This is a genomic window from Anabaena catenula FACHB-362, from assembly GCF_014698735.1.
Lineage (GTDB): Bacteria > Cyanobacteriota > Cyanobacteriia > Cyanobacteriales > Nostocaceae > Anabaena > Anabaena variabilis_A.
The window spans coordinates 60161-85602 of the sequence record NZ_JACJTQ010000015.1; the positions used below are offsets into that span (position 1 = coordinate 60161).

Here is a 25442-nt window from a genome sequence, read left to right on the forward strand (position 1 = left end):
CTGTAATCACCAAATCTCGTCAAATTATTGATAATATTCTCAACAATATTGAGAATTAGCTTTAAATATTGCGAAAACTGTCAGATAGAACAATTTTTGAACCTAAATATATTAGAAAAAATTATCTTTAAATATTGATGTCGATTTTCCACACAGTCAGTCCAACCGATAAACAACAAACTAAAATACGCTAAAATGCAAACAGAGTAAGCATTTCCCCTTTAACAACAATCATGCTGGAGACTCTGCAAACACAAATTTATCAACTTGAACAGTTCGCAAACAGCCTTGTTGCAAACCAACTCACCCACCTTAGCGTCGTCAGCATTGCCATTATTTTTGCCGCTGGCTTGCTCACCAGCCTTACGCCCTGTATGCTGTCTATGCTGCCCATTACCATTGGCTATATCGGCGGTTATGAAGCCAAAACCCGCTTACAAGCAGCAGCCCAATCTACTTGGTTTGCCTTGGGATTAGCCACTACACTTGCAGGGATGGGAATCATAGCAGGTTTAGTTGGAAAAGTCTACGGGCAAATAGGAATTGGTTTACCAATTATTGTGAGCATTCTTGCTATTATTATGGGACTGAACTTATTAGAAGCTCTACCCCTACAATTTCCATCTTTGAAGGAAACAAATTGGATTTCCCAAGATTTACCTCCTGGAGTGCGTTCATACTCGATTGGGTTAACATTTGGGTTAGTCGCTTCACCCTGTAGCACACCAGTTTTAGCCAGTTTATTAGGTTGGGTTGCTAATACCCAAGATTTAATTTTAGGTGCTGTTTTACTACTTTCTTACACAGCCGGATATGTGGCACCATTAATTTTAGCAGGTACATTTACTGCTTCCATTAAAAAAATATTAGAATTGCGCCGTTGGTCAGGTTGGATAAATCCTGTCAGCGGTGCATTATTAGTAGGCTTTGGTGTTTTTTCCTTACTTTCTCGCATTCCTATTGGCAGTTTCTAGACAATGACCTTAGATAATACAACATCCACAGAATTAAGTTGGTGGTTAATACCTGGGCGATTTATCCGGCGGGAGATTTTGCCTGTATTAACTGATTTACGTTTGGCAATTATCCTATTATTAGTAATTGCCTTATTTAGCATTAGTGGTACTGTCATTGAACAGGGACAATCACCTGCATTTTACCAATCTAATTATCCCGAACATCCGGCTTTATTTGGTTTTTTGACTTGGAAAGTCATTCAAGTAGTTGGGTTAGATCATGTATATCGAACCTGGTGGTTTTTGGCTTTATTAGTATTATTTGGAACTAGCTTAACAGCTTGTACTTTCACCCGGCAATTACCAGCCCTAAAAGCTGCTCAAAAGTGGAAATATTACGAAGAAATCCGCAACTTTAAAAAATTAGCTTTGAGCGCAGAATTAGAGACTGTTCCTTTACAGTCACTTACGCCAATTTTAGAAAAAAACCGTTATAAAATATTTCAAGATAAAAATCCAGAAAAAGATGATATGCTCTACGCCCGCAAAGGCATAATTGGACGCATTGGTCCCATTATTGTCCATATTGGTATCGTTGCCATTTTGCTGGGTGGAATTTGGGGTGCAATGACCGGATTTATGGCTCAGGAAATGATTTCTAGTGGCGATACATTCCAGGTAAAAAATCTTATTGATGCTGGCCCTTGGTCATCTCAAGATGTATTAAAAGATTGGTCAGTGCGGGTAAATCGCTTTTGGATTGATTACACACCTACGGGGGGAATTGACCAATTTTATTCTGATCTGTCTGTCTTGAATAACGAGGAGAAAGAAGTTGACCATGAGAAGATTTATGTCAACAAACCACTGCGTTATCATGGCGTAGTTTTTTATCAAACAGATTGGGGAATTTCTAGTGTCCGTGTGAGATTAAATAAAAGTCCGATTTTTCAATTACCAATGGCGCAATTAGACACCAAAGGTAAAGGCAGACTTTGGGGTACTTGGATACCAACTAAACCTGATTTAAGTGAAGGTGTTTCCCTACTAGCAAAAGATTTGCAAGGAATGGTTTTAATTTATGATGCTAAAGGCAAATTAATTAATACCGTTCGTGCGGGAATGTCCATACCTGTGAATGGGATAAACTTGAAAATTCTTGATGTTATTGGTAGCACAGGGTTACAAATTAAATACGATCCTGGTATTCCCATTGTTTATGCAGGATTTGGTTTGCTAATGCTAGGTGTGGTCATGAGTTATTTTTCCCATTCCCAAATTTGGGCATTACAAAAAGGTAATATTCTCTATGTAGGTGGTAAAACCAACCGCGCCCAAGTGGCATTTGAACAAGAAGTTTTAGGAATTTTAGATCAACTTAGTGACCCAGGAAAAAAATAATTTTTTCTTCATGGGGCATAATAGCAATTGAGTGGTGTATTTTATTCATGTGATACCACTCAAAATGGTGCGTATATCCTATGGATAAATCCAATATTCAGCCACTGATTGCAAGTATCCACCAAGAACTGATACCCCAGTTAATTGTGGAAAGTGTCCATCCTCACAACCCAGCACAAGTGCGCCATCTTCCCCCCCCTTGGCAACTTCTAGGTACAGGAAACTATGCAGCAGTAGTTTATCACCCTGAATACCCAGACTTGGTAGTTAAAGTTTACGCAACCGGTCGTCCTGGGTTTGAGGAGGAACTAGAAGTTTACCGTCGTCTTGGTTACCACCCGGCTTTTTCTGAGTGTTTTTATGCTCAAGAAGGCTTGTTAGTCTTAAAAAGATTATATGGTGTTACCCTTTATGACTGTCTTCACAGGGGTTTGCGTATTCCTCCCCAGGTTATCAAAGATATTGATAATGCTTTGGACTATGCGCGGACTCGTGGACTTTTCCCTCATGATGTTCATGGAAAGAATGTGATGATGTTTGAGGGAAGAGGTTTAGTTGTGGATATTTCTGATTTTCTGCACCAGGAACGCTGCTCAAAATGGGATAATTTGAAAAAGGCTTATTATTGCTTATATTTGCCTATTTTATATCCTTTGCGGTTACGAGTACCTTATTCACTTTTAAATACGGTTCGCAAAACCTACCGCTTTGTAAGTTCTTTTGCAGGTAATGTGTTTAAATTCATTAACAAATTAATTCGTCGCAAATCTCTGAAAAATTAATGGGGTGGGTAATGTTTCCTACTAAAACTGTGGTTGGTTTAAGTATGGTCAGAAAAAAATGATTGTTTTTTAGTAAGCTTACCAGATTTTCCTGGTCAAAAATGGCGCACTCATGGAGAAACTTATGAAGAAGCTGTTGCTAATGAGAAAGAAGTATTAGCATCTTTAATCATTTCTTATGAAGCTGATGGTGAAACTTTACCTGAACCTAATATGTATTGAGCCGATATGGTTAGTAATACAGAAAAAAATATCTAAAACGTTCGTAGTAAGGACTTAAGTCCTCACTACAAACCTACGTTAAAAAACTTATTTTTGATGTCTTACTTCCACAACAGTATGCACATTCCCTCTAGGAGTAAAATCTGTCTTTACCGTTACTTCCAAGGGGTCACAAGCCGCAACAAAATCATCTAAAATTTGATTAGCTGATTCTTCGTGAGAAATATAGCGATCGCGATAACTGTTAATATAGAGTTTCAGCGCCTTCAACTCTACCACCCGTTCATCAGGTATGTAGGAAATATATATGGTTGCAAAATCAGGATAACCGGAAAATGGACATTTACAGGTAAATTCCGGCAAACTAATATCAATATTATAGCGCCGACCCACACGCGGGTTAGGAAATGTAATTAGTTTTCCTTCCTCAATCTCGCGTTCGCCATACTTCATTTCTTGACTAGCTGGGGTTACAGTCTCAGGTAGAGAATTACTCATAAAATTATTATTGGAAAAACGCAGCGATTCATAACTACTAACTTAACACTCATTACTCATAACTCGGTACTCAGTACTCAGTACTCTTTTCCCAGTCTGGACATCTTACATCATCGCAACCGTGGGGGTGCATAGCACAAACTAACAAATTACCGCCATACACTTGTCCATGATAATTGGTACAACCTATGCAAGCAGAATGATGTTCTGTTGTAGCTTCAACTGCATAAGGAAACCCCGGATCTACATCGGCTACTACGTCTTCCATTTCCCAGTAAATTTCCAGAAGCGGTTCAGCCAATTCCTGTAAATACTGGTCAATTTCAGCAGCAAGGTTATTGTTGACTTGCTCAGTAATTTCTTCTGTTAGCTCAAAAAAGGCATCAACCATGTCATTCATTCCTAGGAAGAAGCGCTCTACTTCATCAGCCACAGTTTCGATGATATCAATTAAATCTTTCTGCCACGGTTCCATAAACTTAACGCCCTTACTACCTAAAAATAGGGCGCTTCATTCAATCCGGCTTGAAGTGCTTCAATATAAATTAACGCACATGAAGCCAGCTTTAAGTATCGCGCCATTTCCAACCCACCGACTGTGCTGATGATCAAAATAAAAAGTAGCTTTTACTGATCATGTTTCAATCTTTCTAGCTGTTTTTGCAGTTCTAGCACTTGATCCCGTAAATGATCAACATTTTCGGTTGCTGGTTGTTTCACAGTTGGTTCTTCATCTACCTCCAAAATTTCGATGCGACGAGGTTCAGAAGAGGCTGTGTTTTCAGGCTGTGTATTGGATGTTTGGGGCTGCTGGGCTTGCTTCATCATATCTTCAACGAAACGACGAGCTTCTTCGGTATTCATTTCGCCCTTAGCCACCATTTCATCAGCCAGTTTTTGGACTTGCGATCGCAGTTCGGCTAATTTCCCCCCCGCTTTCTCGCCGGCGTAAGAAGCCAAGCCAACACCGAGGTAAAAAGCTTTTTGAACAATATCTCCAAAACCAGGCATTGCTGTAGAGCGCTCCTAAAAATGGGGCGACCCGGAGACTACGCCTACCACAAGCATCCCGTATTGCTGCTACCTTCCGGTCCTGACAAGATTTGGGCGTTGAAGTCGCATAGATCCAGGTCTTTTATTATCATAACATCAAAAGTCAGTAATTGTGTGTCATTCCATAACAATTCGCCATTCGTAAAGCTGATAACTCACACAACCGTTCTGTACCAAGGGATCACCAGCAACTATCGCCTGTGCTTCATCCATTGATGCCGCCTCAAACAGCATCATCCCGCCTCCCCGTTGCGCCCAATAGCCTGTTTTGGCTTTGTGTCCTTTGTCTATCAAGTCTTGTACATAGGCTGTGTGGGCGGGTACATATTGATCAAAGGTGGGTTTATCTACTCTACCTGCTTCAATCTTTACAAACCAAGGCATATTAATTTTGGATTTTAGATTGGCAATAACTTATCATAATTCGTTATTTTATTTCTGATTTTCATCTACTTGCATTATCATTATTAATTTTTTACACAGTATAAATGTAGCTACCAAGATTGGTTTTATACTTTTTGATGTCAAAAGCGTCAACCGAGTCAGTTTTTATGTCTTAACCTTTTTGCGGTTAAGAAAACAAAAAAAGCTGTCACTATTTCCTACCTACTCCCAACATAAAAACTAAACAAGCCGATCTGAATAAAAATATAAATTAGCTTGACTCGTAAGACCTACAAGGAGAGAGATTTTTGGGTAAATTTTATGCTTTTCTCAACATCCTCTCAAAGTAAACGCAAACAATCAAAGTTGACAAAGGAGTATTTTAGACATTCATAACTAAACTCAAAAACATTCTCACAATTGTCTTAGAAAAAGGATAGCGTTATGGCCAGCAAATTGATTCTCAATAACAATGAAATTCTCAGAAAAGGCTCGAAAGGACAAAAAGTTCAGCAGTTGCAAATAATCTTAACAGACCTTAAACTTAATCCCGGTCTAATAGATGGTGATTTTGGTAATAAAACTGTCGCAGCAGTACAAAAATTTCAACAACAAAAGGGTTTAATAGCAGATGGAATAGTAGGAAAAAAAACTCAGGATGCTTTAAATCAATCTCTTGATAACTTCATCGCCACCCCAAACAAAACCCCAGAACAAGCCCTAGTTCAGGAACAAAGTCTAAATATCGATTTCAAAAGTCTTTATGGTGGTTCATCTGGAAAAGTACCTCTTCCTGGAGTTGCTCTCATTAAAGAATTTGAAGGATTATTTCTAAAAGCTTATCCCGATCCTCTGTCTGGAGGTAAACCCATCACCATTGGTTGGGGAACTACTCGCAAAAAAGATGGTAGTGAATGGAAACTGGGTGAAACAATTACCAAAGCAGAAGCAGAGGAAATTTTAATTTTTCAGTTAGATACAAAGTACCTACCACCCCTATTAAAAATTCCTGTTTGGAACGAATTAAACGTCAATCAACAAGGAGCTTTATTAAGCTTTGGTTATAACTTGGGTGCTAACTTCTATGGTGGTTCCAACTTCCAAAGCATGACTAGAGTCTTGAGAGATAAAAAATGGGATGAAATTGAAGAAACTTTTCTAAAATATAGGAATCCTGGAACTAATGTAGAAGCAGGTTTAAGAAGGAGAAGACAGGCAGAAGCTAAACTCTTTTTAACTCCAGTTAGCTAAATCTTAAATTCCATCCCTGTAGAGACGTTCTGGCGGAACGTCTCTACATTAAAAAATCTTAATTAATTACTTTCCATTCGGACGCTGAATAATCGTTTCTACTACTCTGCGCTTTGCTTGCGGATCAACACCTACTAAGCGGACATATTCACCACTATATTCAGCCAAACAAGATTCTAACATAGAAATAGCATCGGAATGTGCATCAATATTGAGAGAACCACAACTTTGCCAAGAACCTGTGCGAAAACGCCGTTCATCAACGTGTTCAATTCCAATTTTGCAACCTTGAGCTAAAATTTGGCGAACTTGTTCTTGAGTTTCTAACGTTAAATGGGTAGATTGATTAACCACAGGTTTACTAACTGGAATTTCCGCAACAGGAGAAGGAGAAGCTGCTTGATAACCTTTTCCTCGATTTAAGCGATTATATTCATCAACTAAATGAGAAGTTTCCACCCGTTTTTGTTCACCCACCATAAATTTACCAGACTCAATTAAATGAGAGAGAGTAAAATCTGGCTTTTTAAATGCTGGAGGTCCTTCTAAACTGTTCACAACTCGTAAAGAGACATTTTCAAAACCGATTTTATGAATAAACTCGCGGATTTGTTCATCATAAATTCGGGAACGCAAGGCGCTAAAAAAGTCAATAGATTGATGAGGAAAAGTATCAACTAATTGTTCAATTTCTCTTTGTGAAAGTCCATCAGGCGCAAAAATTCCCCCGACAATTCCCACCTTATCATCGCGGTTAGGTTCCCAGTAGAATTTATCCATTCTCCCATCACGAATTAATGGTGCGTAAAGGGTAGAAAAATCATTGCCGGTGACAATAATCGGAACACGACATAAAGGATTGGAGTCATAACTTCCCGGTAACTGTACATCTGTGGGATTATCAGCAATATTCATCAGTGTGGCATTTACCAACTGGGTATTTACTGTATATTGAGTCCCTTCGTCAAAACGTCCCGCACCTGCATCTAAATCATTAATCATTAATACGCACATTTTCCCCCGTACTTTGATTAATTCGGCTGTTTCCCGATAACGCAACCGAATCAACCGCGCCGGATCTCCAGCATCTGGACTTTCTAATTCTCCCCCAGATATCAAAGTCACCTCGATACCCATTTTTTCAAAGACTAACTCGCATTGAAAGGATTTTCCCTCCCCTTTGCGGCCATGAATTCCTAAAATCAGGGGAACTCGAATACCGGGAATGTTTAAAAAGTTTTTGGTAATATGAACTGCAAGTTTATCAAGAAAGCTAGGAGCAATATAATAACTCATAGAATTATCTCCAGTTATGATTTATTGAGATCATCATAGATTTTTTTGGTAACCATAGTCAATTAAATGGTAAATTAAATTTGGCAATCCTTACATTTAATTTTAATTAAAATCTGATTATGACTATGAATAATTCATCAATTAAAATTACCAAGTTATTAGATTCTGATTTAGAAGAACTGAGAAAAGTCAGTCAAAAAATTTGGTATACCCATTATTCTACAATAATCAGCAATGAACAAATCGAGTATATGCTAGATAAAATGTATGGAATAGGAGTAATTGAAAATGAAATTTATAATCAAGGGATATTTTATGATCAGGTCTTACATAATTGTGAATTAGTTGGTTATTTATCTTATGGTTCAGAAACAATAGATCATATTAGTTATTTAAAATTACATAAATGTTATTTATTACCATCATTACATGGATTTGGTTATGGTCAAATCATGTTATCTCATGTATACCAAAAAGCGCAACAAATGAACTTTAAACAAATTATTCTCAATGTCAATAAAAGGAATGAAAAAGGAATTAAAGCTTATTCTCGATTTGGTTTTAGAATTATTGATAGTCAGGTGAAAGAATTTGGCAATGGCTTTGTAATGGATGATTATATCATGGGCTATGATCTTTAGAAAATAGAAAACCAATTTAACCAAGTATCCTTATTGTATACAATTTTTGTATCTGTTCTACAAAGCCGTTATGAAAAAATATCTAAGAAGACTTAATCAAATTGGTGAAGTATCTGCATCCCTTACTTGTATTGTAGCAATTTTTTTAATTGCTTCTCTTTATATAGAACCAATTAAGAGTTGGACTTCTTACCTGGTAGCAATATTGTTAGTTACTTCCAGCCCATTTTTACTGTTTACTCAAGGGATTATTCCCCTCATAACTGGTCAAATGCGTGTGAGTCTAGCTTTTATATATGAGTTTGATGCTCCTCCATTTTTTGCCAGGTTAATAAGTTTGTTTTATATTATGTTTGGCATCCTTGCCTTACTACTTGGGTTTATATTATTAATTGTATGGTTAATGTGATCAAAAAATTAATGATAACCTTGATAGTAATATCTATAGATTAAGTCAAAGCTAACTTTAAATTATTGATTAATTTATAGGAAACCAATTTAACCAAGCATCCCAATTTTCTACAATTTGAGCAAATTCTGTATAACCTGCGGTTCTAGGATGAGCGCCATCATTATTTTTTACTTCTTCTAACCAAATCTTAGAATTAATTAATTTAGAAAAAACATCCAAATACGGTATATTTAAACCCTGACACAATAAAGAAAATTCCTGGGATAAATCAGAAATTCTTTGATTTTGTTCCTCATCACCAATGGGTGGCGGACTAACCACTAAAATAGGATATAGTTGTTGAGCTTCACTTAAAATACTGTGAATATTGACAATCGATTCTGTTAGAGAAACACGAATTTTATCATTTTCCATAGTTGTGTCATTCACCCCAAAACAAAATACAACTCTGCTATCATACTCTTGGGATAAGCGATAAGAAACTTCTCTCAACCAACGATTTTTTAATTCTGTACTCGTTTCTCGCCTGACTCCTAAATTATAGTAAGTAATGTCATAACCTTTTTTATTAGCATTAACACATATTCTCCCTGTCCAACCCAGACATTCAGTATCACCTGTACCATTAACAAATGATTCACCAACAAAACACATTCTGACTTCTGGGAGTGGAGATTTTAAAGACATAAAACTTTTTTGAGTTAATTAATTAACCAACTAATAGCTTTATCTGTACTACTCAACCTACCTACAATTCTATCAAAAACTAAAAAAAAACCTTCGTGTTCCTCTGCGTTTAAAAAAAAGAGAGATAGAAAACTCTACCTCTCCAAAAAATAAATTATTGAAACCAAATCAGAATTTAGTATCTGCTGGGTTTGTGAACAAGGAAGCTCATAACTTGACACTGCTTAATGTTGTCAAAACCGACAACACGAATGTAGCAGTTACTATACTGAGAACGGCAACCTTGAACTTCACTCAATACTTCTTGAGTAGACTTAGCACCGAACAAAGGCAACTTCCACATTGTCCAATAAAGTTCTGTTGGTTCAGAAGTTTCGTTGAATTCAATTGCGGGAATAAAGCCTTGAGTCAGAATGTATTGAACTTGCTTGGCAATTTGCGCGTCAGACAGAGGGGGAAGATAAGAAAGGGTTTCGTAACGACGCTCTTTTGGTAAAGTTTGCATAACTTTTGATAAGTGGGGGCTATTTTTACTATTTCTTTGACCGAACTAACCGGATAAATTATCCAAATTAGGAATGGCTACGCCACGCAGGCTATCAGATATTGTCTGTCTTTGGTATTTCCGGGCTGGGACTTGATAAATTTAGTTGCGTAATGCGTTCGAGATGCTGGCGACGCTGTTCCATATTGGCTTGCTGAATGCCAGTACAAACCATTTCTGGTAAGAAATCTGCCACTTCCGCCGCTATGTGTTCCCTGACAGTCATAATCCGCAAAGCCAAATCTGACTTTTCCAGAAACAGTTCCTCAATATACGCTTCTCCGTCTTGGATTTTGCCAGCGGAAAAGTTTTGCAACCAATGTGCTAAAGGAGGATTTGTTTCGCCTAGCTGTGCCAATACCGTCCTTAGCGCCTGATAAGTCAGGTAGCTTTGAAGAGTTTTGGCTGTGTCTTTCGCAATTTGCTTTAGATCCATGCTTGACCCCAGCCCTATAGATTTTAGATTTTAGATTGGGAATTTTTAATGAATCCCAAATCCAAAATCCCAAATCCTAAATCATCAGACGGTATCCATTGCTTCAAACTCGAACTTAATTTCTTTCCACAGTTCGCAAGCAACAGCCAATTCAGGAGACCACTTAGCAGCTTCGCGGATAATATCGTTACCTTCACGAGCCAAGTTACGGCCTTCGTTACGAGCTTGAACAACTGCTTCTAAAGCTACGCGGTTAGCGGTAGCACCAGGAGCGTTACCCCAGGGGTGTCCCAAAGTACCACCACCGAATTGTAGTACGGAGTCATCACCAAAGATTTCTACCAACGCGGGCATATGCCATACGTGGATACCACCAGAAGCAACTGCCATTACACCAGGTAGAGAAGCCCAGTCTTGGGTAAAGTAAATACCGCGAGACTTGTCTTGCTCAATATAGTTTTCACGCAATAGGTCAACGAAGCCCATTGTGATTCCACGTTCACCTTCCAACTTACCAACTACTGTACCGGTGTGGATGTGATCACCACCAGACAAGCGAAGAGCTTTAGCCAATACGCGGAAGTGGATACCGTGGTTCTTCTGACGGTCAATTACAGCGTGCATAGCACGGTGAATGTGCAACAGAATACCGTTATCACGACACCAACGAGCCAATGTGGTGTTAGCTGTGAAACCTGCTGTCAGGTAGTCGTGCATGATGATGGGCATTTTGAGTTCTTTAGCGTACTCAGCCCGTTGCAACATTTGTTCGCAGGTGGGAGCGGTAACGTTCAGGTAGTGACCCTTGATTTCGCCGGTTTCTGCTTGTGCTTTGTTGATAGCTTCAGCTACGAACAAGAAGCGATCGCGCCATCTTTGGAATGGTGCGGAGTTGATGTTTTCGTCGTCTTTGGTGAAGTCCAAACCACCACGTAAACACTCGTATACAGCGCGTCCGTAGTTCTTAGCGGAAAGACCTAGTTTGGGCTTAATTGTACAACCCAACAGAGGACGACCGTATTTGTTCAACTTGTCGCGTTCAACTTGAATACCGTGAGGTGGTCCTTGGAAAGTCTTGATGTAAGCTACAGGGAAACGAATGTCTTCTAAACGTAGCGCCCGCAAAGCTTTGAAACCAAATACGTTACCGACGATAGAGGTCAATACGTTGGTTACAGAACCTTCTTCAAACAAATCCAGAGGATAAGCAACGTAACAGATGTACTGGTTGTCTTCACCGGGAACTGGTTCGATATCGTAACAACGACCTTTGTAGCGATCTAGGTCGGTCAACAAGTCTGTCCAAACTGTTGTCCAAGTACCAGTGGAAGACTCAGCAGCTACAGCCGCACCAGCTTCTTCAGGAGGAACTCCGGGTTGGGGAGTCATCCGGAATGCTGCTAAAAGGTCTGTATCTTTAGGAGTGTAATCAGGTGTGTAATAAGTTAGTCTGTAATCTTTAACCCCAGCTTGATACCCAGACTTAGCCTGAGTTTTCGTTTGAGCGTAAGACATATTTTCCTTCCAACAAGTCTCTCTTTTTACTATCAAATCACGTTATGTGCAACTTCTTCTCATCCCTACTCTTTCTTCATTCTTAATGAATTTATAAGTTTTGCTTATAGTTAGGGGCGATACGGCTCTATGGTAGCAGTATTACTGCTGCACTAACCTGGTTACAGTAGCAATTTACCGCAACAAATTTTTTACCATATTTTTCAGACGCACTATTTGACGCTGTTATTTTTCGTCCCAGGAATACAAAATCTTTTCATCTTGAGTTTGCATACCCTACTAAACCCACTTAATTCAAGATCAACTTTTTGGCTTTACAAGCCGTCTGAGGAATTTTTGCCTGAAAAACCGTTGCATTCCAGTGTATACAGCTGGTTTACTGCAATTGTCTTTTTTTTAGTCTGATACCTTTACCCAAAGAGGGTAAAGATTCATCATCAGGCAATTTCACTTAAGACAGGTTTAGTCATGGGATGGGCAAGGGAGAAGACGTTGCACATCAGTGAATTTGTAGCTTACCCCACAATATATCAATAATTCAATAAGTTATTTTTCAAAATTTGCCTACTTATCTATTTAAATTTGTTATTACATAAAGATTTAAACATTTTGTTAAGAATGATTTACAAATGTATATAGCTCAGTGTAAAGCGGTCAGAGAATAAGAGTTTGATTATAAAATATTGTAATATACAATACCAATACAAAAAATAATGGCGACAGATAAAAAGCTGGAAAGCTTATACAGTAAATATTTTGCCATTAATTATCTAAAATTCGCAAGACCGATAATAGAAAAGCAGTATGCAATTATCAATCTTAAGTGTGTGTGAACGCCAGAAAAGCCGTTAACTTATGAATATTTATTGAGTATAAAATTTAGCTATAGATAAGTCTTTTGCATTTTCCCATAATCAGGATTGTTATTATAGTCACCAGTAACTATCGTAAATTTTGGTAAAACGCTCCAATAAATGAAGCTGTTATCAAAGTTTTACAAGAACTAAAACTCCATCCTACCCAAATTTCTGATGATGTTGATACTGTTTATGTTTACGCTTTTGTAAAGTATGGTGTATTTAAACCATAAGCAATTTTAAACCTGTTTAGAGAAAAAGTAATTAAAGATTATTTTTGGGATGCTTACAGTAATAATGCTCCCTTTCAGTTTGTAGAGCATACAAAAAGTTTCTTCATCATCAAAATAGCGAACTAAAAATGCAGATAATTAATGCTATTAATGGGTTTACCCCAAGGTCTACAAGACTATTATACAACTCATTGGACACGGATGAGCATGGATAAAGAAGCCAATGAAAAGAAAGTAAAAATACTTTATATCTTGGTAGAAAGAGGTGAACCCATATCTATAAATCTGATTGCAGATATTCTGGATGAAGATGAATATGATGTCAAAGATGTTTTAGATGATTGGGTTGAGTATGTCACACCGAAAGAAAATGTAGAAGAACAAAAAACTTACTATAGTATTTATCATCGCAGTTTTTTAGAATTTCTTAAAAATCAAGACAAACTAGTTAAAGGAAGGAAACTGTTTAGAGAAGTTAATAAGAGTATGGCTGATTATATGCTCAAGGAGATGCAATAAATGGGGAGATGTAGGGTGCGTTAATTATAGCGTAACGCACCATGATTGTTGTCAGAATCAGGATGTCCAGGATTAAAGGATGTACAGGATGAAACCAGGAATTTCATCATCAATTATCAATCTCAATTAGATAACTAGCAACTTGAGTTAAATATATAAAGGAGATAAAATAAATGGGAAATATCGCTACTAAATTAGCATCAAAACCAACAGAATTTCAAAGTTTGTTTTTAGGTCAATTCCCAGAACAACAACTAAAAGCGGGGAACTCTGAAAAATATTATCAAACTCTCACAGATTTTGATTTTATTTCTTTGAAAACTGAAAATCATAAATTTGGAGTAGAAGTCCTAATTAGGGATTATTACCTAATTGAAGATACTGAAATATTGGAGAATTTAGAAGAGGATGAAAGACTAGAACCGGAACAACTCAAAACCCTGAAATTAATTCAACGTGCGTTAGAGCTATCAGCCCATATTTTGAATGAAGATAAAAACCAGCTAGTAAGTCAATTATGGGGAAGATTACAGGGTTTTGAAAATTCAGATATTCAGAACATATTAAAAGACGCAGCAGCAACTAAAAGTGAAAGTCCCCGATTGCGTCCCACTACAGCCAGTTTAACAACTCCTGGCGGCGTTTTACTGCGTACCCTGACAGGTCATAACTCCTGGGTAGGAGCAGTAGCAATTACCCCCGATGGCAAAAAAGCCCTTTCTGGTTCTAGCGATAACACCCTGAAGGTGTGGGATTTGGAGACAGGAAGGGAACTGTCTACCCTGACAGGTCATAACTCCTGGGTAGGAGCAGTAGCGATCGCCCCCGATGGCAAAACAGCCGTTTCTGCTTGTGCTGACACAACCTTGAAGGTGTGGGATTTAGAGACAGGAAAGGAACTCTCTACTTTGGCTGGTCATAACGGCTCGTACCGAGCAGTAGCAATCACCCCCGATGGCAAAACAGCCGTTTCTGCTTGTGCTGACACTCTGAATGTGTGGGATTTGGAGACAGGAAGGGAACTGTCTACCCTGACAGGTCATAACTCCTGGGTAGGAGCAGTAGCGATCGCCCCCGATGGCAAAACAGCCGTTTCTGGTTCTTATGACAACACCCTAAAGGTGTGGGATTTGGAGACAGGAAAGGAACTCTCTACCCTGACAGGTCATAACTCCTGGGTAGGAGCAGTAGCGATCGCCCCCGATGGCAAAAAAGCCGTTTCTGGTTCTTATGACAACACCCTGAAGGTGTGGGATTTGGAGACAGGAAAGGAACTCTCTACCCTGACAGGTCATAACAGCCAAGTACGAGCAGTAGCAATTACCCCCGATGGCAAAACAGCCGTTTCTGCTTCTGATGACAACACCCTGAAGGTGTGGGATTTGGAGACAGGAAAGGAAATCTCTACCCTGACAGGTCATAACAGCCAAGTACGAGCAGTAGCAATTACCCCCGATGGCAAAACAGCCGTTTCTGGTTCTTATGACCATACCCTGAAGGTGTGGGATTTGGAGACAGGAAAGGAAATCTCTAACCTGACAGGTCATAACAACCTGGTACGAGCAGTAGCAATTACCCCCGATGCCAAAACAGCCGTTTCTGGTTCTGATGACAACACCCTGAAGGTGTGGGATCTGGACACAAGAATAGAAATCTCTACCCTGACAGGTCATAACTCCTGGGTAGGAGCAGTAGCGATCGCCCCCGATGGCAAAAAAGCCGTTTCTGGTTCTTATGACAACACCCTGAAGGTGTGGGATTTGGACACAGGAAAGGAACTCTCTACCCTGAGAGGTCATGACTACTCGGTACGAGCAGTAGCAATTACCCCCGATGGCAAAACAGCCGTTTCTGGTTCTTGGGATAATACCTTAAAAGTATGGAATTTAGAAACAAATCAGGAAATTTTTACCCTCTTTGGTCATAGTATGCGAGTCAAAACGGTAGCGATTACACCTGATGGGAAAAAAGCGGTTTCTGGTTCTGATGATAATACGTTAAAATTGTGGGATTTAGAAACAGGAAAGGAAATATCTACCCTAGCTGGTCATAATGGTGGAGTAAATGCAGTAGCCATTTCCCCTGATGGGAAAAAAGCTGTTTCTGGTTCTAGTGACAATACTCTAAAGATGTGGGATTTGAAAACTGGAGTGGAAATCTCTACTTTTACTGGTGATGGTTATATCAATTGTTGTGCTGTTTCTCCAGATGGATTCACAATTGTAGCAGGAGAAGAATCAGGACGGGTTCATTTTCTGCGGTTAGAAGGAGAGTAAAAAATGAATAAAAGCATCCAAAATACAATCAATATCCCCAGATATCCTCCAAAATTTCAGCAAATCATTAACGCCAAAAATCACAACTTTGTCGGTCGTGAATTTATCTTTGCTGCTATCAACAACTTTCTTAATCAATATGACCGGGGCTATTTTACTATTATCGGTGAACCGGGTATTGGTAAAAGTGCTATTCTTGCCCATTATGTCAGCCAAAATCCGGGAATTGTTTATTACAATGTGGAAATTGCGGGTAAAAATCGCGCTGAGGAATTTCTGACAAATATCTGTACTCAATTAATAGAAATTGCCCAACATCAAGGCACTAAAAATGTAACCGCTAATTTTTCTGATTCTACCACTGAAAACAGTGGTTTTTTATGCTTATTACTGCAACAAATCAGCGATAAATTAAATACTGAAAAACGGTTAATTATTACTATTGATGGTTGTGACAGAATTGATATTAATAATCAACCAAGAGGTTCAAATCTATTCTATTTACCTCGTTATTTGCCAGAAAAAGTTTATTTTATCCTTACTCGTCGTCCCTTTTTATCCGATAAATCTGGTTTATTAATTGAAACTCCATCTCAATCTTTAGATTTATCAAATTACCCTGAACAAAATCGCGCTGATATTCAGGAATATATTAATTATTTACTTTCTCAAAATATTAATCATCAATTAACACAAATTAATCAAGATGAAACTAATTTTATGTATATTAGCGAAATCTTGACAGCTATTAATGAAAATAGTTATCCTGAAAATTTACAAATTTATTATCAAAATCATTTAGAAAAAATGAATTTAACAACCAGTCACCAGCAAACAATGGCTTTACAGGTGTTAAATATCTTAATTCAAGAACAATCAATTTCTATAGAAACTATAACAGAAAGATTAGATGAAGATGAATATGACATCAAAGTCATTTTAGATAAATGGCGAGAATTTTTACATTTAGAGAAAATAGGAGAAGAGATTAATTATAGTCTTTATCATCTTAGTTTTCGTGATTGGTTGAAGCAACAATCTTTTGCATTTAGAGATTAAAATAGCCTTTTAAATCACTTTTAAATCAAATGAACATGATTAATTAGTATCAAATAAACTTGCAAATCTTAGTATATTTAACTAGGCGCGTGCAAACTTACAATAGCTGGTATTATATTTCTGTGCAAATCCCTAAGCCATTAGACATAGCAGTGAAAATTAAATATGCGTTTCCTTGAACCCTTGTAGAGACGTTCCATGGAACATCTCTACTTTTCTGGAGATGTATATTATTTTTCCTATCTACGCCAAAGACTTTTTAGGTTACTTTAAGTTATTAATTGGATACTTCTATCAAAAGGAATATCACCGTGACTTTATCTCACAAGCATACTAATTTATTGATAATGTCCGCCTTGCTGGGATTAATAGCTTTACCAAGCATGGTAACACCAGCTACAGCCCAAAAGCTTGATAATAGTAGTAATACAGACACAAATCCCAGTCTCAATCAACCTAATTCTACCTCCACTTATCCAGCCGCACCACCCCCAAAGCGTATAGATCCCTTACCCAATGAGCGGGACGTGCTAGAAAGGGAAGTAGAAACTGATTATCGTGTTAGTAACTTACTAGGAGATTTTGCTGGTAATCTTTGGGTAGGTTCTTGGCGAGGTTTATCGCGCATTGACCCGAATACAGGTAATATTATTGCTCGCATTAGTTTACCAAATATTGCTATTGGTTCTTTAGCTCAAGATAAAGTCGGTCGTTTGTGGGTGGGAAATTATGAAGGGTTGACACGGGTAGATCCGCGCACTAATGAAATTACAGCCCAAAATTTATTACTACCTTCCAAGCGGGTGTTATCGCTATTAATTGATAAACGCGGTTATTTGTGGACGGGAACTGATAGTGGTTTAGTTCTAATTAGTCCTGACCAAGGTTTGGTGATGACAACAGTTAAAAATTTACCTGGTGTTAGCGCCAATGCTATGACTCTAGATGCTGAGGGTCAACTTTGGGTTGGGACTTTGGATGGATTAGTGCGGGTAAATACTGCTAGTGGTTTGATTATGAAGCGAATCGGCAGTTTACCAGGATCAACTGTGCAAACTTTAGCTATCAGTCCTGAAGGGTTAATCTGGGCGGGAATGCCTAATAATTTATTAGTAATTAACCCTAAAAATGGGATTGTGCTGAGGTCTGTAACTCCTTTGCGGGGAAGAAATGTGACTTCAATTCGCTTTGCTCAAGATGGTAGCGTTTGGGTTGGGACTACCAATGGGTTGTTAAGATTAAATCCAAATACAGGAGCTTTGTTAGATCGAGTTGCTGGACTTCCTTCTAGTCGGGTGCTGACCCTTGCACCTGATATGGGCAATAAATTGTGGGTGGGAACCAGCGAGGGACTGGCTTGGTTAATGCCTAAAATGGATCAGGCTCGACCTCATTTCGGTTTTGGTCGGTCTGTAAAGTAGGGGTTGGTAATTGGTGATTGGTGATTGGTAATTGGTGATTGGTGATTGGTAAAAAACTCTTACCCATGACCCAATCCAAAATCCAAAATCCAAAATCCAAAATCCAAAATCCAAAATCTAAAATCTAAAATCTAAAATTTAAAATTATTTATGGCAGTTACTACCCAGCAATTAATTCAATGGAAACAGCAGGGACGTTCGATTGTCGCGTTGACTGCCTGGGATTATGCGATCGCTCAACTCCTCGACGCAACTGGTGTAGACTTAATCCTGGTAGGAGATTCTTTGGCAGTCGTGCTTGGTTATGAAACCACTCTGCCAGTTACTTTAGAAGAAATGATCCACCATGCTAAAGCTGTCCGTCGTGGTGTGAAAAATGCTTTAGTCGTTGTAGATTTACCATTTTTGACTTATCAAGAAAGTATTCAACAAGCAATGCAATCAGCCGGACGGGTGCTGAAAGAAACTGGAGCGCAGGCTGTAAAATTAGAGGGTGGTTATCCCGCAATGGTAGAGACTATAGAGCGGTTGGTACAAGCGGGTATTCCCGTGATGGGTCATGTGGGTTTGACACCCCAATCAGTACATCAACTGGGTTTGCGACAACAGGGAAAAAGCCCGGAAGCAGGAGAGAGAATTTTAAATGAAGCGATCGCTCTCGAACAAGCTGGTGTATTTTCAATAGTATTAGAACATATCCCCGCCCATCTAGCATTACAAATCACTCAAAAACTCCGTATTCCCACTATTGGCATTGGCGCAGGTTCAGATTGTGATGGTCAAGTTTTAGTGACTGCCGATATTTTAGGACTTTCAGAAAAGCAGCCACCATTTGCCAAAGTTTATACAAATCTACGAGAAACAATTACCAAAGCTGTCCAGAACTATTCGGTGGAAGTGCGCGATCGGCAATTTCCATAATCTAGCAGGGGGCAGGGGACAGGGTTCAGGGTTCAGGGGGCAGGGGGCAGGGGGCAGGGGGCAGGGGGCAGGAAGAAGAAAGATAAATACTCTCCCCATCTCCCCATCTCCCCATCTCCGCGTCTTCATGTCTCCCCATCTCCCCATCTCCCCATCTCCCCATCTCCCCATCTCCCCATCTCCGCGTCCCCGCGTCACCTTAAACTTTCTGGATCTATTCCTAACTCACGCAATTTATCCTCCAGCTTGATGACGTGGTTTTGTACTTCGTGAATCTGTTCTTGGGGTGTCAGATAACGTCTTCCTGATTCGTCATACCAATACAACCATTCCCTCGTTATCCCGCCATAATTGCCTCGTTCACAACCAATTCCTAAGCCGATTTCTGGTAGCCAAACAGGACTGCTTTCCTGTAACTCATACCTACCATTGACCAACTTATGAACTTCCAACCTAGGTTGGCGACGACGACGGGAAGAATAAATCACATAGTACAGCACTCCTAAAGCGGCATATTCATCCAATTTAATGCTGTATTCCTTACGGTAATTTGGGGAAACTACTTCTAGCACCAAAATCGGGACAACGTTTTCATCCCACAACACATAACTAGGGCGTAGTTCCTCATCGTAACAGCGTTCTACCCCCAAACTAAGAAACCCATCTGGTACAATCGGCAGTTCATCTGGGTGATAATAGATACCCATATTCACTCCGAAAAACCAGTCCATGCGTTCTGCCCAAAGTGTCAGCAGTATCGCTTTCAGCAATCCTGGAATTAATTCTTGCAGTTCGTTATCCACAGGTGTTTCATCAGAGTCGGGTAATTCTTCAGCAGAGGGTAAGTACCTTGGTAGGTTGAAATTTAACATGACTACTTTCCCCAACACTCACAACAATTATAGAATTGTATGTCTGTTTAAGCGACACTTAAAACCAACCAAAACAATATTGACAGTCCGCTGCTGACTCGATAAAAGCTCTGATACTATCAAGATGAGATCTGATGGAAGAAGAGACAGGGGGATTCCGGGTGGGGGACTCAGACCCTTGGAAGCTAACCGTCTCCGTGTAAGAGGATTTTTTCGATAAAAGCTCATTTGATATAGACACGCATAATTTTTTGCAGAATTGTCACAGATAAAGACTAAACTTAAAAGTCTTGTGCAGCTAAACCTGTAAATTTAAATGAAGTAATCATGTCCAAGGTTCTTGTCTCCGATCCTATTGACCAGGCTGGTATTGACATTCTTTCCCAAGTTGCTACGGTTGATGTCAAGACAGGTCTTAAACCAGCAGAATTGATAGAAATTATTGGTGAGTATGACGCGCTGATGATCCGTTCTGGAACCCGCGTCACTCAAGAAATTATTGAAGCTGGCACACAATTAAAAATTATTGGCCGTGCTGGTGTGGGTGTAGATAATGTCGATGTTCCTGCTGCAACCCGCAAAGGTATTGTAGTTGTTAACTCTCCTGAAGGAAACACCATTGCTGCTGCTGAACACGCCCTAGCGATGATGTTATCTTTATCCCGTCATATCCCAGATGCAAATGCTTCAGTCAAACGCGGTGAGTGGGATCGTAAAACTTTTGTAGGTGCAGAAGTATACAAAAAAACCCTAGGCGTTGTCGGCTTAGGTAAAATTGGCTCTCATGTTGCGTCTGTAGCTAGAGCTATGGGAATGAAACTGTTAGCTTATGATCCCTTTATTTCTACAGAACGGGCTGAACAACTGGGCTGTCAGTTGGTGGATTTAGATTTGCTGTTTCAGCAAGCGGACTATATCACACTACACATCCCCAAAACCCCAGAAACTACCCATTTAATCAACGCTGCAACTTTGGCGAAGATGAAACCGACTGCGAGAATTATTAACTGCGCTCGTGGTGGCATCATTGATGAAGCAGCTTTGGCAGCAGCAATTAAAGAGGGTAAAATTGGTGGTGCAGCTTTAGATGTGTTCGAGTCCGAACCTCTAGGGGAATCAGAATTGCGATCGCTCGGAAAAGACCTGATCCTCACTCCCCACTTAGGCGCATCCACCAGCGAAGCCCAAGTAAACGTAGCCATAGACGTAGCTGAACAAATTCGGGATGTGCTTCTAGGACTACCAGCCCGTTCGGCCGTCAACATTCCCGGACTCAGCCCCGATATCTTGGAAGAACTCAAGCCCTATATGCAGTTGGCCGAAACCTTGGGTAACTTGGTAGGACAACTAGCCGGTGGACGGGTGGAAACACTTAATGTTACCTTGCAAGGAGAACTGGCAACAAATAAGAGTCAGCCTTTGGTGGTAGCAGCCCTAAAAGGACTACTTTATCAAGCCCTACGGGAACGGGTAAACTATGTCAATGCCAGCATAGAAGCCAAAGAACGTGGCATTAGAGTTATTGAAACCCGTGATGCCTCGGTGCGAGACTATGCCGGCTCGCTACATCTGGAAGCTACAGGGACTTTAGGTACTCATTCAGTCACTGGTGCTTTGTTAGGTGATAAAGAAATCCACCTGACTGACGTTGACGGTTTCCCCATTAACGTCCCACCTACCAAATATATGCTGTTTACCCTACACCGCGATATGCCAGGAATTATTGGGAAACTTGGTTCCCTGCTTGGCAGCTTTAATGTCAATATTGCCAGTATGCAGGTAGGGCGAAAAATCGTCCGTGGTGATGCTGTCATGGCTTTGAGTATTGATGATCCCTTACCCGATGGGATTTTGGATGAAATTACCAAAGTACCTGGGATTCGAGATGCGTATACAGTAACTTTATAAGTGCTGAGTGCTGAGTAACGAGTGCTGAGTGAAGACAAAAGTGAAGAGCCAGAGTATCACTACTTAACTGAATCACTCTTAACTCATAACTCATAATTCATCACTCTCTCAAACTCATAACTCAGCACTCAGGACTCAGCACTAAAATATGGCAAACACCTGGTGGGAATTAAAAATTTTATGTGATCCAGACCTAGAAGATTCTATCTTTTGGCGACTGGAAGGTTTTGGTTGTCGTGGTACAGCCAGTGAAAGCAAAGGCAATTCCTCACTAGTCAAGGCTTACTTGCCACACTTTCAAGCACAGCTACTGGATTTGTCGGCACTGTCACTATGGTTGCGCCAAGATGCTTTATGCATAGGATTAGCATCTCCGCTGCTGCACTGGAATTTGATTGATGAGGAAGATTGGGCTAGTAGCTGGAAACAATATTGGCAACCGCAGGAAATAGGCGATCGCTTCCTGATTAACCCCGCATGGCTACCACTACCTGAATCATTAGAACGTTTGGTAATTCGTCTTGACCCAGGTGTGGCATTTGGTACAGGAAATCATGCCACAACGCAGTTATGTTTAGAATCTCTAGAAATGCGTCTTAGTGAAGTTCCTGAAGCTTTTCTTGCTAAGTCTGACCAAAAACAACCCCTGGTAATTGCGGATATTGGTTGTGGTTCCGGTATTCTTTCTATTGGCGCAGTACTACTAGGAGTAGAAAAAGCTTATGCAGTCGATACTGATCCTTTAGCAGTACAATCAACCTTGAGCAATCGCGCCCTCAATGATATTAATCCAGAATGCTTGATCCCAACCCTGGGGAGTGTAGACATTTTGACAAAACTGATTAGTCAACCAGTTGATGGTATTGTCTGCAATATTTTAGCTGATGTGATTATTGAGTTACTTCCCGAAATGAAAGCTATCACTAAAGCCACTACTTGGGGTATTTTCAGTGGTATTTTACTGGAGCAATCTAAAGCCGTTGCCGATGCTTTAGAGCAAAATGGCTGGGTTGTTGCTACTCTGTGGAAAAGAAAAGAGTGGTGTTGCTTGAATGCCAGACGTTCATGAACCAGTTATCAGTCAACAGTAAACATACTGGCAACTGATAACTGAATATTTGTTAAATCAAGGATTGAAGATGTTGGACTAACTGTGGTGCTTGCATTACACCTTCAATCCTATCCACTGGCTGACCTTTCTTAAAGAGTACCAGAGTTGGTAAGGCTAATATATTATATTGACTTGCCAATTCTGTATACTTTTCAGTGTCAATCTTAATAATCCGTAAACGGTCTTTTAGTTGAGCATTGACTTGTTCTAATATTGGTGCCATTAGTTTACAGGGGCCACACCAGTCAGCATAAAAATCAACCAAGACAGGTACATCAGAACCAGACAGCATTTCTTCAAAGCTGTTAAATTGCTTTTTAGTTGTCATGACACGCGCCAATTTTTAATTGTTTGTTTTAATGGTAATTCTTACAATATAGAATCGGTGTAATTTAATTGTTTTTTAGGAAAATTGTTAATTTAGGCAATATTCGCTAATTTGCCCCAGATTATATTAAATAACCCAAGACTTAATTAAAACTACAAATGAATCTCCGCGTCACTGCGTCACTATGTCCCTGGGTCTGTCCATTTGTATCAACCTTAAAGTAAAACGGTATCAGATGTTCCCCAAATCACCATAAGATAATTAGCGCGGTATTTGAAAGATTGAGGAACATTGAATGACTCTATTAAAAGATCAAGTTGCAATTGTTACCGGAGCATCAAGAGGAATTGGTAGAGCGATCGCTTTACAACTAGCATCCGAAAATGCAAAAGTCGTTGTCAACTATGCCAATTCTAGCGCCGCTGCTGAAAGCCTAGTAGCAGAAATTACAGCAGCCGGAGGAGAAGCTATCGCCCTGCAAGCTGATGTTTCTCAAGCAGAACAAGTAGAGACACTAGTGAACACAACTATAGATAAGTTTAACCGAGTAGATATCCTGGTCAATAATGCAGGCATTACCCGCGATACACTACTCTTGCGGATGAAACTAGAAGATTGGCAATCGGTGATTGACCTTAATCTTACAGGTGTTTTCTTATGTACTAAAGCCATCAGTAAAATCATGCTCAAGCAACGTTCAGGCAGAATTATCAACATTGCCTCCGTTGCCGGACAAATGGGCAACCCTGGACAAGCCAACTACAGCGCCGCCAAAGCAGGTGTGATTGGCTTTACCAAAACTGTTGCTAAAGAACTAGCTTCCCGTGGAATCACAGTCAACGCAGTTGCCCCTGGGTTCATCACCACCGATATGACCAGCGATATTAAAGCCGAAGGCATCCTGCAATACATCCCTCTAGGGCGTTTTGGTCAACCAGAAGAAATTGCTGGTATGGTGAGGTTCCTAGCAGCCGATCCGGCGGCAGCCTACATTACTGGACAAGTCTTTAATGTTGATGGCGGCATGGTGATGGCATAATACTGTTTCACTTTAAAGTTCATACAAATGGGGAGACGCGGGGACGCGGAGATGGAGAGATTCATTTGTATTTGTAGCTTTAATTCAGTGAATTTATATTAATCGGCTTTCATATTCTCGCTTTTAAGAAGGGAATGAAAGCCGTTTTTTTGTTATCAGGTAAAAGGGCTAATTTAGTTGTTATTAGTTATTTAATATTTATTATTTAGTTACAGCGATTTTCGGGTAAATGAACCACATTTTTTTGTCTCACGCAGAGGAGCCAGTGCGTTGGGCGGCTCTGCCGACTTGTTAGCGTAGCTCCTCTGAAAGAGGCAGCAACTGGCGTAGCGCAGAGGCGCAAAGAGGAATCAAGAGTGTGATCTAAATACATGAAGACTGCTGTAATATGATTTTTGAATAAAATGTCAAATATCATTTTTACAGTTTGCAGCCAAATTATTTTGATCAAATTGATAAATCATGTAAAATCAAAATTATAAAAACAAAAATCGTAGATTTATGTCGGATTTAAGAGCAGAATTACAAAAAAACCTTGATGAAGCAGAATGGGATTGGCTAATTCCCCATGTGCAGAGGGATGCGGTGATTGTGGTAACAGATGGGTTAGACTTATTAGATGTGGGAGTTGCGATCGCAGGTGATGATATTCCTTCTGTGCAACACTGGATAAGTGAGCAATTGATTGCCAAACCTTCAGTAGATCAAGTGGGAGAGTGGAATCTTAACCGCACTAAACGATTTAATGCTCTCATCATCGAACCTTATGTTTTAGTGCAAGAAATAGCCACTGTCTAACCCACTTTCATCAAACATCAAA

General features: G+C 39.7%; 25 protein-coding genes, 1 other RNA gene and 3 pseudogenes. 17 read left to right on the top strand and 12 right to left on the bottom strand.

Annotation, left to right across the window (positions count from 1 at the left end; translation table 11 throughout):
- Positions 1–233 precede the first annotated feature (233 nt).
- The 4 genes and pseudogenes from H6G68_RS11750 to H6G68_RS27160 form a co-directional block, all read left to right on the top strand.
- Positions 234–974 (top strand): cytochrome c biogenesis protein CcdA, encoded by a 741-nt coding sequence (locus tag H6G68_RS11750; RefSeq protein ID WP_190906816.1) that lies wholly within the window; start codon positions 234–236, stop codon positions 972–974.
- A 3-nt stretch (positions 975–977) separates the two neighbouring features.
- Complete coding sequence (locus H6G68_RS11755; protein ID WP_190906817.1) at positions 978–2357, top strand: cytochrome c biogenesis protein; 1380 nt, start codon at positions 978–980, stop codon at positions 2355–2357.
- Between the two features lie 80 nt (positions 2358–2437).
- Positions 2438–3139 (top strand): serine/threonine-protein kinase, encoded by a 702-nt coding sequence (locus H6G68_RS11760; RefSeq protein ID WP_190906818.1) that lies wholly within the window; start codon positions 2438–2440, stop codon positions 3137–3139.
- A 45-nt stretch (positions 3140–3184) separates the two neighbouring features.
- Positions 3185–3361, top strand: a pseudogene (locus tag H6G68_RS27160) (type II toxin-antitoxin system HicB family antitoxin); the annotation flags it as partial.
- 87 nt (positions 3362–3448) lie between these two features.
- Here H6G68_RS27160 and queF read toward each other — a convergent pair.
- From queF to H6G68_RS11785, 5 genes are all read right to left on the bottom strand, one after another.
- Positions 3449–3859: a preQ(1) synthase gene (queF, locus tag H6G68_RS11765; RefSeq protein WP_190715266.1), complete on the bottom strand. Its 411-nt coding sequence runs from the start codon at positions 3857–3859 to the stop codon at positions 3449–3451.
- Between the two features lie 70 nt (positions 3860–3929).
- Positions 3930–4334, bottom strand: coding sequence for a hypothetical protein (locus H6G68_RS11770; RefSeq protein WP_190906819.1), 405 nt, complete (start codon positions 4332–4334; stop codon positions 3930–3932).
- A 152-nt stretch (positions 4335–4486) separates the two neighbouring features.
- On the bottom strand, positions 4487–4870 hold the full coding sequence (locus H6G68_RS11775; protein WP_190906820.1) for a phasin family protein: 384 nt from the start codon (positions 4868–4870) through the stop codon (positions 4487–4489).
- Positions 4871–4895: 25 nt separating this feature from the next.
- An RNA gene (gene ffs, locus H6G68_RS11780) (signal recognition particle sRNA small type) lies at positions 4896–4992 on the bottom strand.
- 37 nt (positions 4993–5029) lie between these two features.
- Complete coding sequence (locus H6G68_RS11785; RefSeq protein WP_127056644.1) at positions 5030–5296, bottom strand: YciI family protein; 267 nt, start codon at positions 5294–5296, stop codon at positions 5030–5032.
- 444 nt (positions 5297–5740) lie between these two features.
- On the opposite strand from H6G68_RS11785, the gene H6G68_RS11790 reads away from it, so the two are divergent.
- Positions 5741–6547 carry a glycoside hydrolase family protein gene (locus H6G68_RS11790; RefSeq protein WP_190906821.1) on the top strand — a complete coding sequence of 269 codons (807 nt, stop codon included), beginning with the start codon at positions 5741–5743 and terminating at the stop codon, positions 6545–6547.
- 66 nt (positions 6548–6613) lie between these two features.
- Here H6G68_RS11790 and H6G68_RS11795 read toward each other — a convergent pair whose 3' ends face one another.
- Positions 6614–7843, bottom strand: coding sequence for a RuBisCO small subunit-like domain-containing protein (locus tag H6G68_RS11795; RefSeq protein ID WP_190906822.1), 1230 nt, complete (start codon positions 7841–7843; stop codon positions 6614–6616).
- A gap of 119 nt (positions 7844–7962) precedes the next feature.
- Here H6G68_RS11795 and H6G68_RS11800 point away from each other — a divergent pair, with 119 nt between their 5' ends.
- Positions 7963–8484, top strand: a complete 522-nt coding sequence (locus H6G68_RS11800) for a GNAT family N-acetyltransferase (protein ID WP_242045237.1) — start codon at positions 7963–7965, stop codon at positions 8482–8484.
- Between the two features lie 70 nt (positions 8485–8554).
- Positions 8555–8893, top strand: a complete 339-nt coding sequence (locus H6G68_RS11805) for a hypothetical protein (protein ID WP_190906823.1) — start codon at positions 8555–8557, stop codon at positions 8891–8893.
- 69 nt (positions 8894–8962) lie between these two features.
- Here H6G68_RS11805 and H6G68_RS11810 read toward each other — a convergent pair whose 3' ends face one another.
- The 4 genes and pseudogenes from H6G68_RS11810 to H6G68_RS11825 form a co-directional block, all read right to left on the bottom strand.
- On the bottom strand, positions 8963–9583 hold the full coding sequence (locus tag H6G68_RS11810; protein WP_190906824.1) for a GDSL-type esterase/lipase family protein: 621 nt from the start codon (positions 9581–9583) through the stop codon (positions 8963–8965).
- Between the two features lie 175 nt (positions 9584–9758).
- Positions 9759–10088, bottom strand: coding sequence for a ribulose bisphosphate carboxylase small subunit (locus tag H6G68_RS11815; protein ID WP_127056638.1), 330 nt, complete (start codon positions 10086–10088; stop codon positions 9759–9761).
- 45 nt (positions 10089–10133) lie between these two features.
- Positions 10134–10563: pseudogene (rcbX, locus tag H6G68_RS11820) on the bottom strand (RuBisCO chaperone RbcX).
- 84 nt (positions 10564–10647) lie between these two features.
- Positions 10648–12078, bottom strand: coding sequence for a form I ribulose bisphosphate carboxylase large subunit (locus H6G68_RS11825; RefSeq protein ID WP_190906825.1), 1431 nt, complete (start codon positions 12076–12078; stop codon positions 10648–10650).
- A gap of 985 nt (positions 12079–13063) precedes the next feature.
- Here H6G68_RS11825 and H6G68_RS27900 point away from each other — a divergent pair.
- From H6G68_RS27900 to panB, 6 genes and pseudogenes are all read left to right on the top strand, one after another.
- Positions 13064–13294 (top strand): annotated as a pseudogene (locus H6G68_RS27900) (hypothetical protein).
- A gap of 15 nt (positions 13295–13309) precedes the next feature.
- Positions 13310–13687: a hypothetical protein gene (locus H6G68_RS27165; protein ID WP_242045238.1), complete on the top strand. Its 378-nt coding sequence runs from the start codon at positions 13310–13312 to the stop codon at positions 13685–13687.
- Positions 13688–13860: 173 nt separating this feature from the next.
- The gene (locus tag H6G68_RS11835) at positions 13861–15963 is read left to right on the top strand and encodes a beta-propeller domain-containing protein (RefSeq protein WP_190906826.1); all 2103 of its coding nucleotides are present in this window, start codon (positions 13861–13863) and stop codon (positions 15961–15963) included.
- A gap of 3 nt (positions 15964–15966) precedes the next feature.
- Positions 15967–17022, top strand: coding sequence for an ATP-binding protein (locus tag H6G68_RS11840; RefSeq protein ID WP_190906827.1), 1056 nt, complete (start codon positions 15967–15969; stop codon positions 17020–17022).
- Between the two features lie 347 nt (positions 17023–17369).
- Positions 17370–18443 (top strand): ligand-binding sensor domain-containing protein, encoded by a 1074-nt coding sequence (locus tag H6G68_RS11845; RefSeq protein ID WP_199332575.1) that lies wholly within the window; start codon positions 17370–17372, stop codon positions 18441–18443.
- Positions 18444–18593: 150 nt separating this feature from the next.
- On the top strand, positions 18594–19364 hold the full coding sequence (gene panB / locus H6G68_RS11850) for a 3-methyl-2-oxobutanoate hydroxymethyltransferase (RefSeq protein WP_190906829.1): 771 nt from the start codon (positions 18594–18596) through the stop codon (positions 19362–19364).
- 194 nt (positions 19365–19558) lie between these two features.
- On the opposite strand, the gene H6G68_RS11855 is transcribed toward panB, so the two are convergent.
- The gene (locus tag H6G68_RS11855) at positions 19559–20236 is read right to left on the bottom strand and encodes a Uma2 family endonuclease (RefSeq protein WP_190906830.1); all 678 of its coding nucleotides are present in this window, start codon (positions 20234–20236) and stop codon (positions 19559–19561) included.
- A gap of 327 nt (positions 20237–20563) precedes the next feature.
- Between H6G68_RS11855 and serA the strand changes: the two genes are divergently transcribed.
- Positions 20564–22144, top strand: coding sequence for a phosphoglycerate dehydrogenase (serA, locus tag H6G68_RS11860; RefSeq protein ID WP_190715297.1), 1581 nt, complete (start codon positions 20564–20566; stop codon positions 22142–22144).
- Between the two features lie 148 nt (positions 22145–22292).
- On the top strand, positions 22293–23213 hold the full coding sequence (prmA, locus tag H6G68_RS11865; protein WP_190906831.1) for a 50S ribosomal protein L11 methyltransferase: 921 nt from the start codon (positions 22293–22295) through the stop codon (positions 23211–23213).
- A gap of 52 nt (positions 23214–23265) precedes the next feature.
- Here the strand turns inward: prmA and trxA are convergent, their stop codons facing one another.
- Positions 23266–23583, bottom strand: a complete 318-nt coding sequence (gene trxA / locus H6G68_RS11870; RefSeq protein ID WP_127056632.1) for a thioredoxin — start codon at positions 23581–23583, stop codon at positions 23266–23268.
- Between the two features lie 295 nt (positions 23584–23878).
- Here trxA and fabG point away from each other — a divergent pair, with 295 nt between their 5' ends.
- Together fabG and H6G68_RS11880 are read left to right on the top strand one after the other, a co-directional pair.
- Positions 23879–24622 (top strand): 3-oxoacyl-[acyl-carrier-protein] reductase, encoded by a 744-nt coding sequence (fabG, locus tag H6G68_RS11875; protein ID WP_190906832.1) that lies wholly within the window; start codon positions 23879–23881, stop codon positions 24620–24622.
- Positions 24623–25123: 501 nt separating this feature from the next.
- Entirely contained in the window at positions 25124–25420 is a 297-nt protein-coding gene (locus tag H6G68_RS11880; RefSeq protein ID WP_190906833.1) for a DUF2288 domain-containing protein, read from the top strand.
- Positions 25421–25442: the final 22 nt, after the last annotated feature.